General features: G+C 62.0%; 10 protein-coding genes. 6 read left to right on the top strand and 4 right to left on the bottom strand.

What is annotated here, in order from left to right:
• Positions 1–112: 112 nt before the first annotated feature.
• The 6 genes from FJ943_RS13610 to FJ943_RS13635 all read left to right on the top strand — a co-directional run bounded on the left by FJ943_RS13610 (position 113) and on the right by FJ943_RS13635 (position 6,811).
• Complete coding sequence (locus FJ943_RS13610; protein WP_140722123.1) at positions 113–1,153, top strand: DUF2184 domain-containing protein; 1,041 nt, start codon at positions 113–115, stop codon at positions 1,151–1,153.
• Positions 1,154–1,159: 6 nt separating this feature from the next.
• Positions 1,160–1,411: a hypothetical protein gene (locus FJ943_RS29815; RefSeq protein WP_181177913.1), complete on the top strand. Its 252-nt coding sequence runs from the start codon at positions 1,160–1,162 to the stop codon at positions 1,409–1,411.
• A gap of 306 nt (positions 1,412–1,717) precedes the next feature.
• The gene (locus FJ943_RS13620) at positions 1,718–2,092 is read left to right on the top strand and encodes a hypothetical protein (protein WP_140663659.1); all 375 of its coding nucleotides are present in this window, start codon (positions 1,718–1,720) and stop codon (positions 2,090–2,092) included.
• On the top strand, positions 2,089–4,185 hold the full coding sequence (locus FJ943_RS13625) for a pyrroloquinoline quinone-dependent dehydrogenase (RefSeq protein WP_140663657.1): 2,097 nt from the start codon (positions 2,089–2,091) through the stop codon (positions 4,183–4,185). Before FJ943_RS13620 ends, FJ943_RS13625 begins: the two co-directional genes overlap by 4 nt.
• Before the next feature lie 89 nt (positions 4,186–4,274).
• Positions 4,275–5,495: a cation:proton antiporter gene (locus FJ943_RS13630; RefSeq protein ID WP_140663655.1), complete on the top strand. Its 1,221-nt coding sequence runs from the start codon at positions 4,275–4,277 to the stop codon at positions 5,493–5,495.
• A gap of 719 nt (positions 5,496–6,214) precedes the next feature.
• Positions 6,215–6,811 carry a response regulator gene (locus tag FJ943_RS13635; RefSeq protein WP_181173032.1) on the top strand — a complete coding sequence of 199 codons (597 nt, stop codon included), beginning with the start codon at positions 6,215–6,217 and terminating at the stop codon, positions 6,809–6,811.
• Here FJ943_RS13635 and FJ943_RS13640 read toward each other — a convergent pair.
• From FJ943_RS13640 to FJ943_RS13655, 4 genes are all read right to left on the bottom strand, one after another.
• Complete coding sequence (locus tag FJ943_RS13640) at positions 6,801–7,571, bottom strand: DUF3383 domain-containing protein (RefSeq protein WP_140663651.1); 771 nt, start codon at positions 7,569–7,571, stop codon at positions 6,801–6,803. The two genes, FJ943_RS13635 and FJ943_RS13640, sit on opposite strands and share 11 nt — an antisense overlap.
• 173 nt (positions 7,572–7,744) lie before the next feature.
• Complete coding sequence (locus tag FJ943_RS13645; protein WP_140663649.1) at positions 7,745–9,535, bottom strand: ABC transporter ATP-binding protein; 1,791 nt, start codon at positions 9,533–9,535, stop codon at positions 7,745–7,747.
• On the bottom strand, positions 9,507–10,760 hold the full coding sequence (locus tag FJ943_RS13650; RefSeq protein ID WP_224720450.1) for a beta-glucosidase: 1,254 nt from the start codon (positions 10,758–10,760) through the stop codon (positions 9,507–9,509). The genes FJ943_RS13645 and FJ943_RS13650 overlap by 29 nt, the downstream gene beginning before the upstream one ends.
• The gene (locus FJ943_RS13655; RefSeq protein ID WP_224720449.1) at positions 10,720–12,909 is read right to left on the bottom strand and encodes a sugar nucleotide-binding protein; all 2,190 of its coding nucleotides are present in this window, start codon (positions 12,907–12,909) and stop codon (positions 10,720–10,722) included. The genes FJ943_RS13650 and FJ943_RS13655 overlap by 41 nt, the downstream gene beginning before the upstream one ends.

The raw sequence follows: 12,909 nt of genomic DNA on the forward strand, positions 1-12,909 counted from the left end.
TTCCCATCAACCTCGAACCAATGCGCCGTGAAGCGGCTGTCTGTTGAGGAGAACCACAATGCAATTCCATGACTACAATCAGGCCGCCGCGACGTGGACGCAGCATCGCCCCATGTTCGAGCAGGCCGGCATCTATCTTCCCGAAGCACGAGCCTACATCGTCGAGGCTTTCCGCACCAACCATCTTGCGATGGATGCGCAGCCCTCCCTGGCGACGGCGTCGAATGCCGGCATTCCGGCATTCCTGACCACGCTGGTCGACCCAGAGGTCTACCGCATCCTCTTTGCCCCCACTAAGGCCGCCGAGATCTTCGGCGAAACCCGGAAGGGCACCTGGATCGACCAGACGGCGATGTTCCCCGTCATCGAGCAGACTGGTGAAGTGTCGAGCTACGGCGATTACAACGACAACGGCCGAGCCGGCGCGAACATGAACTGGCCTCAGCGCCAGTCCTATCTCTTCCAGACGATCTCCGAATACGGCGAGCTGGAAATCGAGCGTGCCGGTCTTGGCCGCGTCAATTGGGTCGGCGAGGTCGACGCCGCCGGCGTGACGGTGCTTCACCGCTTTCTGAACACCACCTATTTTAAGGGCGTGCAGGGCCTGCAGAACTTCGGCCTTCTCAATGATCCGAACCTCGCCGCGCCGATTACCCCGTCCCCGAAAGCTTATGGGGGCGTGAAGTGGATCAACAATGGCCAGATCGTCGCGACTGCGAACGAAATCTATGCCGACCTCCAGTCGCTCTGGCTCCAGCTCGTCACCCAAACCGCCGGCCTGGTTGACCAGAACACCAAGATGACACTGGCCATGTCGCCGGAATCTCAGCTCGCGATGACCGCGACGAACTCGTTCAACGTCAATGTCGAGGATTTGCTCAAGAAGAATTTTCCGAACCTTCGCGTGGTTTCAGCGGTGCAATATAGGGGGCAAACCGCTATCAACCCGGGCGGCATCGCTGCCGGCAATGAAGTACAGTTCATTGCGGATGGGATCGATGGCCAGCAGATGGGTTATTGCGCCTTCAACGAAAAGCTCCGCGCTCACCCGATCGTGCGCGCGCTGTCTTCGTGGAAGAAGAAGATGACCAGCGGCACCTGGGGTGCCATAGTTCGACAGCCCATGGGCATTTCCCAGATGGTTGGCGTCTAAGGGCGCTTGCCAACGCGACGGCATGGCTCGGTCGTTGAACTGCGCAAACTCGAGCACGCTCACGTACGCCGGCGGCTGGCGCTTGCCGTGCGCTCCGATCTCGCCATCGAGCGCCAGTCGTTGCGAGGGGCGACCCGGCTCGATCGCCAGGCGCTCGCCCTTCCTGCCGCGGCTCTTTCCGACAGCGGCTTTCGGATAGTCGGCTGCCAGCCTTGGGGTGAATTGCGCGCCACATTGTTCGTTGCCGCTTTGGGATGAATTCCGCGCCACATTGCTCCCCTATACTCCCGGCCTCGTGAGGTGCGAAAGCCGCCCAGTGCTGAAGCGTATGCACATATCTGGGTGGTATGATGCCCGCGAAGTTGAGGCCGGAAAGGCAATCCAGACCGGAGAATGTCAAAAACCGCATTTCTCTGGCGCGTCCGCCGCTCACGCGATGGTGAAGCGGAGGTTGGAACATACCGGCTGAGCTCGGGTTAGCGACGTGCTTCGTATCGCAAGACGCCCCCCCCGCGGACGGTCGCTTAAGAAACCGGTCGCTTAAGAAACGTCGCAGGAACGTTCATGAAAACACAACTACTGCCGAACACTAGTCATCGTGGCCCGCTCGTCGTCATCACAGCGGCGGTACTGGCATTCGCAATCGCGTTCTATTACTTCGCCACCCCGCTGACTGGGGTAACCGGAACCCCCGGAGCCATGCTCGTGCTCGTCGCCAGCCTGGCTCTTGCGCTGGATGGGCTTGTACTGCGCTTCAGAAGAGGTGGTGTCGTTTTCACCCTAGCGTGGGTCTTGGGCCTTCTAGGAGCACTCGGCACATTCATTGCGGCCATCTTTCTCCACGCTTGGTGGCTCGTGGCGGCCGTTTCCGTTGTGCTGGCTGGGCTGTTGATCACCCTGGGTTTCCGTCAGACCAACATTCAGGATACGTCCCGATGAGAACTGCCGTCTTCGGCTCGAGCCTGGCATTTGCCGTCTTTCTGTTGCTGGGGCTCGGCATTCATTCCGTCTCTGCCCAGAATGACAATACTTCACCCGCGTCACAACCGGGCGGCATACCGGATGCCGGCAGTCAGCCGAAGGACAGCAGCGGGAGCGCCAGCCCTTTGGCCGGGGAAGCAGGCTCGCCGGAGGAGGCGGCAACAGCCCCGCTCCCTGAGCCCAAGCCAATCCCGCTGATCCCGCCACAGCCGACCTGGAACAGCTTTCACGGCCAGCTCAATGGCCAGAAGTACTCTCCGCTTACACAGATTACCGCAGAGAACGTCGGTTCGCTCCGCAAAGTATGGGAGTTGCATACTGGCGATATGTCAGACGGATCGGGCGCATTGCCACCGTCGGTCTGGTCCGCAACCCCCATTTTCGCCAATGACACCCTTTATATCGGGACCCCCTTCTATGGGGTGCTTGCGCTCGACCCGGGCACAGGGGCGATCAAATGGAAATTCGAGTCCAAATCCACTCTCAAGGCCTTGACGCAGCCGGCCCTGAAAAACCGTGGCGTTGCTTACTGGCAGAGCAAGAATGCCGTGGCGGGCGAGGGCTGTCAGAAGATTGTCTATCTAGGCACCATGGATGCGCACCTCTTTGCGCTCGATGCCGATACCGGACAGCTCTGCAAGAAATTTGGCTCGGGTGGCGTATTGGATGTGAACCAGTGGAACGACATCAACGCCAAGTACCCGCTTTCCCTATTGCAGCCGCCCACCGTGGCCGGCGACCACGTCATCCTCGGCTGGGCTGGAAAGGATTGGGCCTATGCCGAGGCTCCCCCCGGCACGGTTTTCTCGCTGGATCCTCAGACGGGCGCGCGACAGTGGTCGTTCTCGTCGCTGCCGGCGCAGATCGCAAAACGTACTGGGACCGCCAACGTCTGGACCGCAATGTCCGTGGACGAAGGGCTCGGGCTTGTTTACCTCCCGGTCTCCAGCCCATCGCCGAACTACTGGGGCGGCAATCGTGCCGACCCGATACCGCTTGCGACGTCCACCACCGCACTAGATCTTGAAACCGGCAAGGTCGTCTGGTCACGACAGTGGGTCCATCACGACATCTGGGACTACGACATCAACTCGGCGCCTACGCTTATGGACATCACCGTGGCGGGCAAACAAATTCCTGCCCTCATGCAGGCGACGAAGATGGGCTTTCTGTTCGTCGTCGACCGGCGCACCGGAAAAGACGTCTGGCCGATCGATGAACGCCCTGTACCGGGCGGCGACGGCAGCGTCCAAGGGGAAGTCTACGCTCCCACGCAGCCGTTCCCCACCAAACCCGCACCGCTGCTGGACCAGTCCAAAAAGCCACCCATCTGGCGAATAGCTGATGTCGTCGGCCTGGGCGAGTGCTCCCGCTTATGGGACAACCTCTCCTATCGTGGCATGTACAGCCCGCCGACACACAAGGGCGAGGGCGTGCTGGCCTACCCGGATTCGGCGGGCGGAGTGCAATGGGGCGGGGTCGGTTTCGATCCAAGCACCCAAACGGCGGTGGTCAACTTCTCGCATGTCGTCCAATCCATCAAGCTCTATCCGCGCGATGAATACCAACGGCTCGCCGGCGATTCCGGCAATGAGCAGGGCTACTATCCGCAAGAGGGCGCACCCTACGGCATGTCGCTGCACAACGCTCTCAACTGGCTTGGCATGCCGTGCTGGGCACCCCCCTTCGGAGAAATCGCCGCCATCGACATGACCACCGGCGACGTCAAATGGCGCCGGCCGATGGGAGCATCGCAGAAGTGGGGCTTCTATATGCCTGAATCCCTCGGCTCGGTGACGATCGGTGGCCCCGCCGTGACGGCGGGTGGTTTGATATTCATCGGGGGTTCGATGGACGCGAAGGTGCGCGCCTATTCTCTCGCGAACGGACAGGAACTGTGGTCCGACATCGTCCAGGCGCCCGCGGTGGCCAATCCTGCGGTGTACGAGTACCGCGGCCGCGAGTACGTGGTGTTCGTGGCCGGCGGGAACACCATTCTGAAGGACCAGGTCGGCGATCAGGTTGCCGCTTATGCCCTTCCCGGGCCGTGATGTCCAACGCCACCACCGGTGAGGTTGGTCGGCGGTCCAGTACGACGTCAGAGCGCTACTTGTGTGATCGGACCTTATCTGAGGCCGCTATGAATGATCTTCCAATCCTCACACTGGGGATGATCTTGCTCACCGCTTCTTTGGTGGCGATGATATCCAGACGGCTGGAACTTCCCTACAGTGTCGGGCTCGTTGCGGCGGGTATCGCCCTTGGCTTCATGCCCGGCGTTGCCGAACTCCCCCTCAGCCGGGATCTGATTTTCACCGTGTTTTTGCCGCCGCTGATTTTCCAGGCGGCACTTGCGATCGAATGGCGTCATTTTCGACTGGACCTGCCGGTCACGGTTCTGCTCGCTTTTCCTGGGGTCGCGATCGCCGCCGCAGTGGTCGCGGCTGGCATGCATTTGCTGCTCGGATGGACTTGGATCGGATCGGGGCTGTTCGGCGTGCTGATAGCAGCGACGGATCCGGTGTCGGTCATCGCGGCCTTTAAGGAAATGAAGGTTCAGCCCCGCCTCGCTCTTCTTGTCGAATCGGAAAGTCTGCTCAACGACGGCGCAGCCGCAGTTGGCTTCGGCATCTTGGCCGGAATCGCGGCAGGCGCCGAGGCGACGCCCCTTAGCGTTGCTGGATCGCTGTTGTGGACTATCGCGGGTGGGATTGCCTCAGGAGCAGGGGTGTCAGCCTTGCTCCTTCTGATCGCCGGTCGGACCGAAGATCATCTTGTTGAAATAACCCTGACGACGATTGCGGCCTATGGTTCGTTTCTGCTTGCGGAGGATCTTGGCATGTCGGGCGTGCTGGCTACTCTCACCGCAGGCTTGATTGTAGGCAACGTAGGGTGGAAAGGCGCGATTTCCGCCAACGCCAGAAGTCACGTTCTGGCGTTCTGGGAGTACGCGGCCTTTCTGGCGAATTCGATCGTGTTCATATTGATCGGTGGCCATGAAGCCCATCAGCCACTTGGGATATTTTCAGGCACCTCGGCGGTCGCCATCATGCTCGTGCTGGTTGGCAGGACATTGGCTATCTATCCTTTCTGTGCCCTCCTTGCTGCGACGTCCCTGAAGGTGGATGCAAGCTACCAGCATGTTTTGGTTTGGGGCGGGCTGCGCGGTGCCCTTGCTCTGGCCCTGGCGCTGGCCCTTCCTGAAAACGTCGCCGAGCGCAGTCAAATAGTCGTTGCCGCGTTCGCAGTCGTTGCCTTTTCCATCTTTGTCCAAGGGTTGACCATGCCGTGGGTTATCAGACGCTTGGGGCTGACCGCCGAAAGCGCGGCTTCGGCTACACGCGACCGCAGCGGCGGGTAAAGAAGCCGGTAGCCTTCTCGGGTTTCGACTGCTCAGCCGCTGTGATGTCAGCAGTGCTGGAAAGACGATGCAACTCGGACAGCACCGGGCGGCGGGCGCATGCCTGTCCACGAGACCGCGATGCACCATTTTGCGAACCCAGCGCACGTCGAGCGAAGAAGGCTGAGCGGGTGCGAGCGCAAGAATGCGAGGAACTACGCTCAACATCTCATCCGCACGGTGACGGTCGTGCTCTCGGCCGCGCACCGTGGCAAACGATTCCGGAAGGTCGCGGATCAAATGGCATTGCCGAACTCCACAGGGAGCGCATCCAACATCAGTCTGAGCCTGAACCCGTGGTCAAACCTGGAGGAACAGGAGGCCCGCCGCGCTCTCAATGCAGTTCAAGTCCGTCTGACGTGGTTTCCCTCAGTATGCTGACCGTGCGTTGCGCTCGGAAACGCGCCGAATTTGTCGCATTCGGCCCAAATGGAACGATACAGCGGGTAAGACGTTGAAAGTTATTCCCGTGGTGGTTCAAATGACAAAACGCTCCGCTGGCTTGAAGCGCCTGGCAACAAGGGCGCGGGAAGCGACTCGATCAATCGAATGTCTAGATCCAGGGCCCGTCCCAGTTCGCATGCTGGTGCTTGCGAAACAATTGCAGGCGGCGCTGGATGACAGAGAGTGGGAACTAGCTTCTCTGCACCCTGAACTCCCGTCGAAGAAAGGATGAGGACGTGCGCGAATTGCGGGGGCTGCACATTCTGATTGTCGAGGACGAATGGTCGATTTCGGGAGAGCTTGCGGAGTTTTTCAGCAATATGGGCGCCATTGTTCTCGGACCTGCGGCGAGCGTCGAGCAGGCGTCTGAACATACCGATCAAGCCGAAGCCGCAATCCTGGACGTCAATCTCAACGGTCGACACGTGTTCCCGATTGCGGACAAGTTGATGCGCCGAGGAATCCCGTTCGTCTTCTTCAGTGGCGACGACGACATCCCTATTCCCGAACATCTTCGCCACGCCAGCAATTTGCGGAAATCATCAGGCAGCAAGGCCGTGCTACACGCACTTTTCCCCGCACAACTGTCTGAACACGCGGACACCTCCGTGCCCCCTCCGCCAGACGACGTCTTCACACTGTTGCCCAAACTGCGCCTCGCAGCGCGTCTGTTGCTGGGAGACGTAAACGCATCTGACCGGCTGGTCGAGCGGACGCTTGAGCAAGCCATCCGAGACGTCGACTATAGGCAACTCGGTCAGTCCACGGAGAACTGGCTCAACGAGATCATGCGAGAGATGGCGAACACCCATGGCGCAAATCTCATGCATTGAATCTGTCCTTCGAGCCCAAGCCAGGGGCCGGAGGACGATTCTGGGTGAGGGTGATGATGCCGTTCATGAAGGCGGCGGGGGTCGTTGCATCGGCGCCCTGCGAGAGCACCGCGCCCGTCGCCTGGGTGAGGAAGAGATCGTCCGAAATCGTGCCGGTCGCAAAAGCCGTGCTCGACGGCTCGCCGGCTATGCCGGAGGTGATGACGAAGCCGCCAGCCACGGACTCGAAGGAGACACCGAGCGGCGTCGCGGAACCGGTGACCGTGCCGCTCGCCACCGTCTGCGTCAGGTTGACGAAATAGGTGCCGGCAAGGCCCCGACCGCTGCCGAGCTGCGTGATGCGCGTGCCTGCGCTCACGCCGGCACCGCCAAGGGTCTGGCCAACCGACAGGGTACCGGAAGCGATCGCAGTGACCGTGAGCGTGCCATAGGTCGCCGAGATCGCCTCGCTGGCGACGATCTGTGCGATCGAGACCGCATACTCGCCAATGCCGCCCGGCGTGCCCGACAGCTGATTGGTGATCGCCGTCCCCGCCGCGACACCGGCTCCGGACAGGACAGCACCGGCCACAAGCGTACCCGAGGTGACGCCGGTAACGGTCATGACGTGGCCGGCGATCGACGCGACCACAGCGGCCGTTGTCGGCGCGATCGCACCAGTCACCGACGCGACCGAGGCCAGCGTGGCGTTGAGGTCAGCCTGGAGCACCGCAGCCGCAGCCGAGAAGCTTGTGGCGCCGGAGAGGTGACCGGCCCGCAACTAGCGGCATTCCAAACTTCGTCTGGCCTGCCAGCAGGAGGCCTGTGATGGTGATCATTCCCTTGCAGGCGGTGCCGGTGTTCTGATTTCGTGAAGGGGTTAGCGATGCGGGGTTGCCTCACAATCGAATGCTATAGGGTCTTCTGCATGCTTTAAATTCGCCTAATTGCATTTCATTCAGCCGCGTCAAGGGTGAGGCCTTCGGCCTGCATCCTCCACATGCGGGCAAATAGACCGCCATGAGCTCTGAGCTCCGCCGCGTTGCCATCCTCGACAACGCGCCCCCCATTCATCACCAAGATGCGGTCGAAGCTGGAAAGCGTGGAAAGGCGATGCGCGACGGCGATCACCGTGCGATCGCGGAACATCTTGACCAGCGAGGCCTGGATCACCAGTTCGGACTCGGTATCCAGGGCAGACGTAGCCTCGTCGAGAACGATGACCGGAGCGGCTTTCAGGAATGCCCGGGCAATCCCGATTCTTTGCCGCTGGCCACCGGAGAGCTTCACCCCCCGTTCCCCGACCACCGTGTCATAGCCCTCGTGCAGTCTTGAAATGAACGCCTCGCAGTGAGCGGCCCGGGCAGCGGCGCGGGCTTCTTCATCGCTGGCCTCGGGACGGGCGAAACGAATGTTCTCCATCACGGTCCGGTGAAACAGCAGGATCTCCTGGGGCACGACGGCCAGCGCTTCGCGCAGACTATCCTGTGTGACCGAGGCAATCGGCTGGCCGTCAATCAAGATCTGGCCGCCCTGAACGTCGTAGAGCCGTTGAAGCAGGTGGACGAAAGTCGACTTGCCCGCTCCGGACGGACCGACGATACCGACCTTCTGGCCCGCGGGGATGGACAGGTCGAGGTTGTGGATCGCATCGACCTCGGTGCCGTAGGTGAAAGAAACCTTGCGGAACTCGATCGCCCCGCCATGCGGACGGATTGCCGGCGCCCCCGGAAGGTCGACCACGGTCTGCGGCTGGCCGATGATGCGCAACGTGTCCTCGATGAACCCGAAATGCTGGACCATGTCGACGAGCGACAACGCCATGTCGCGCGACCCGTGAAGAATGCGGAACGTCAAGGCGCTGACCAGGACCACGTCGCCGGGCGTGATTTCCCCCCGGCTCCATTGCCGGACCGCCCAGGCGAGCATGCCGCCGGCCATGACCCAAAGTGCAATGTCGTGGATGAGGCGCGCTTTTTCCGTGTACATCCAGCTGTCACGCTGGGCATCGGCTTCGGCTCGAAAGCTCGCTGCCAGCCTTGCGTGCTCGCGTGACCGGGCTGAGAACGCCTTGATAGACCACATGTTGGTGATGACATCGATCAGGCTTCCACCGACTTCGTTCGCATAAGATGCATATGTGCGGTGCAGGTGCTTTCCACGTTCCCCGAAGGCAAGCAGGCCGCCCATGATAACGACGACCGCGGACGCCAGGGCCACCGCCATCCGCCAGTCGACGACCGTGAACACGATGACGGTGCCGATGAAGTCGACAGCCGGCGGCGCGACCCGCCAGATGACGATGTTAGTCAGGGCGCCGAAATTGCCCGCGGTCGCGGTAACCCGCTGGCCAAGGGAACCCGCCAGGTTCTCGGCGAAGTACTTCATCGGCTGACCGTTCAGGAAGTCGAACAGATCGAGCCGCATCTGAACGCCGATCGCGAGGGTCGCTTTGCAGCCGAGCCAGCCGCAGAGACGCCAGAGGATGCTCTCCACCGCGATGAGGCTGATGAAAATGGCGAGCGCTGTCTGCGCGGCTGAGCCTTCGCGTGGGCCCGCCATCGCGTCGACGAGCACCTTCATCACGTACTGGATGGCGACAGCGCAGGACGCGGCCGATATCACCAGCACGGCGAGGATGATGAATTGCGGCAGCTGCCTGCGCACATAATGCCTTATGAAGGCAGCCGACCCCTCCAGGAACGGAGGCAGCGGGCTACTTGCCTGTGGCTTCAGATACCGCATAGGTCCCTCCGGCATATGGCCCTGACGTGAGTTCGCGCTGAAGCGCCAGCAGTTTTCGGCTCTGCTCGCCCAATTCATCCTCCATGCGCTTGCAAACTGGACGCCTGCCGTGCTCCCCCATCGGGCCGAGCAGGCCGACATCGCACATCCGGCCATTGTCCCATCCGGGGTAGTCGATGATTGGATAGAGGCAGATTCCCTCTATCTGGACGCCCCGCTGCATGGCCTCGAGGACCTCGGCCACGACATAGTGCACCCACGATGGCCTGGCCGTGCGCTCGGCGCCCGTTTCGGACATCGAGAGGGGTCGATTGTAGCGTTGTGCGACTTCAACGAGCATGTCGGCCAGCGGCTTGTAGGCATGGTGCCCGAACGGGATTGTCGGGCCGTGCAGGAGCCATTGATTGTCGGGATAGAAGTTCAAGCCGACGATATCGAGGTATTCGGGCCGGCCGCCCAGCTCCGGTTCCTGAAGCCCGGCAAGCATGTCGAGCGCTTCAAACTGACAGAGCCTGTAACCCTCCGCCTCGAGCTGATGCTCGACATCGTGAGGATAGCCGACCACATTGATCAACGGTTCCGCGGTGATGAAGCGGGCCCGGGAATCGATTCGTCGGATCGCGTCTATAGCAGCGATGGCGGCTCTTACCAGGATGCGCTTCAATTGGCCTCCAAGGCCGTTCGCGAATGGGTTGATCCGGCCGGTATCGCCACCCGCCCATGACCAGTATGAAATCTCGTTCACCGGACAGAAGTACGGCACCGAGCCGATCTCGGCGTGGATGACCAGGGCTGCGGCTTCCGCGAAGCGGGCGAAGCGCTCGACGAATTCCGGTGAGAAGATGTCGATATGGTCGGGCCATCCGTAGTGGCAGAGATCCCAAACCACCTGTGTCCCTGTGGCGTCGGCGGCGCGCAGCATTGGCAGAAAGCTCGACCAGTCGTAGTTGCCGGGCTCTTTCTCGATGAGGTGCCAGCGCAGCCCGTCGCGCACGGTGCGGATCCCCCGACGCTGGAGTTCGCGATAGTCGGTCTCGGACGCTTCGTCATGGCTGGTGGCGCGAAGCAGATCGAGGCGGACGCCATCGGCCCGGCGATGGCTCGAGCACTCGAATCCACCAAGGAAAAAGCTGTTAAACGCTGTCGGTTCTCTCATCTCGGCCTCTAGGACTTCAGTCGCTTTCTCAGCTGCCGAGGGCAGCCGAGGTCTTGTTCCAGCGAACATCACACTCCCGGAGGAAGCGTCCCATGCCGCTTGCCAGGGAGGGCATGAGTTGACCCCGTTCGCTTGCCAGGGCGGCAGGGGCGAGGACCCCGCGGCCATGATCGCCCAGCACCAGGCGCGCATCGAGACCGGCCGACTGGGCGACCTCTCTTGCCCAATCGGACCAACTGACCGCGCCGTCATTGGCGAGGTGCCATATTCCCGTCTCGCCATCGATCAACAGGTCGAGCGCGGCGTGAGCCAGGTCCGGCAGGTAAGTGGGGGAGCACACTGCGTCCGCCGGCAAGCGGAGCGAACGGTCGGCTGCGATTTCATCCAGCAGCTGCGAAAGCACGTCTGCGGTGTTCCAGGGTCCGAAGACGGCGCTCGTGCGGATGACCAGCGCGGCGGGATGATGCTTCATCACCATCGTTTCGGCTGCCGCGTTGAGATTGCGTATGCCCGATGCCGGGGTGATGGGGCTGCTCTCGACCAAACGGTCGGTGAGCGTCTTGCCGACCAGCGCATCCGACGTCACGGTCATCAACGCAACACCGGCGGCGGCACAGACAGATGCCAGCACCGCGCCATCCGCCGGCCCGTTGCTCGTCCCAATCGAGCCGACAGGACCCGCTTCGGCCCCTTGCGGAGTGGCGGCGTGGACGAAGGCCCAAGGCCGATACTTGAGCAGCAGGCGGCGCATGGAATGAGGGTCGGTGATGTCCATCTGATTGGCGGGAAAGGCGATGAATTCCAGCCCCCGGTGGGCAGCGATCCGGCAAAAGGCGCTACCCAGCGCCGCATCCTTGCAGAGGATGAGCACCTTGCGCGCGTCTCCGCCCCCGCTGCGTTCGGCGGTGGTTTCGAAAGGTGGGCTGAAGAACCGCGTGTCCCGGCGCCACCAGCCGGGGCTGTCGAGAACCGGATGCTTCAGGCCGGCGCCGCCGGCCATTTCCCGTACCGCACTTCCCAGGGCGGTCATGCGCGGCGATGGACTGCGGACGTCGAAGGCTCCCGCCTCATAGGCTCCATCTTTGCGCAGCAGCAGGCTGTTCCAGTCGACGCATCCGAACAGGGCCCAGACGGTGACGGCGGCAATGTTCTTGCCTTCGCCAGCGAGCCGATTGGCAGCGCTCCAGACTTCGTTCAGCCAGCGAAGCTGTTCGTCGCGGCTGCAGCCATGGTGAACTTCGGTTACGGCGACCGGCCGGTCATAACGCGCACAGACCTCGCGCAGGCGGGGTTCCGGCCCGTCCGACCCAAGCGGAAGATGCATCCGCACGGCCTCAAGGTCGGCATAGTGATGCCGGCCATTGCCGCCGACCGAGGCTCCAGCTGGGAGCTTGGAGCAGCGGTGGTCAAGGAAACGCTCGCTGGTCGGATAGTAGTTGACCCCCACAATATCGGGAGGGCAGGGCTCGTCGACGAAGGCCTGGAGCTCCTGCTCCGGTATCCCATGATCGATCAGGCGGGAGAACCATGGATGGCTGCGCTCGACACGGCCAAACAGCAGGTCGAACGTCAGCCAGCGGCGTTCGTTCTCATAATCCGCCTGGTAACCAAGCAATGGCGTGCTGAACGTCTTGCCGAGATCCTCGGTCTGGACGAGAGCCGCGTGCGGCGTCACCTCGCGGATCGCCCGCATGGCAAGCGCCACACCGCGGCACTGGTTGATCAGCGCTCGTGCGAAATCTGGCAAGTGCCGGCGGTGGGGATACCAATGTCCATACAAAGCGCTGAAACGGGCTGTGGTCAGCGGCTCGTTCACGGGGGTGAAGCGGCGGATCTCGGGGTAGCGTTCGGCGACGCGCCGGGCATGCCGAGCCAGGAGCTCGGGAAAAGCCGGATCGAGCAAATTGGTGTAGCGGGGGCCGCTGCCATGGTGTAGCAGTCCGGCGATGACCTCGATGCCTAGCTCTTTCAGCCGCGGCATCCGTTTGTCGTGCCAGGCGAAATCGGCGGTTTCGATATTGTCCGGCGAGATCGATTCCCACAGCAGCGGGTACCGGAGCGTTCGTATGCCAAGCTGCCGGATGCGGTCCAGATCGTCCAGCCTGCCGGCATGTCCCGTCTCCGATAATTCGTCACGCCATCGGTTCCTCAACCGAATGATGCTGCACTCGACGCCTCCCCAGATCTCCGGCGTGGCCTGCATGGTCTCGGTCCGCAT

Origin of the sequence: Mesorhizobium sp. B2-3-10, assembly GCF_006442275.1 — a bacterium.
Taxonomy (GTDB): domain Bacteria; phylum Pseudomonadota; class Alphaproteobacteria; order Rhizobiales; family Rhizobiaceae; genus Mesorhizobium; species Mesorhizobium australicum.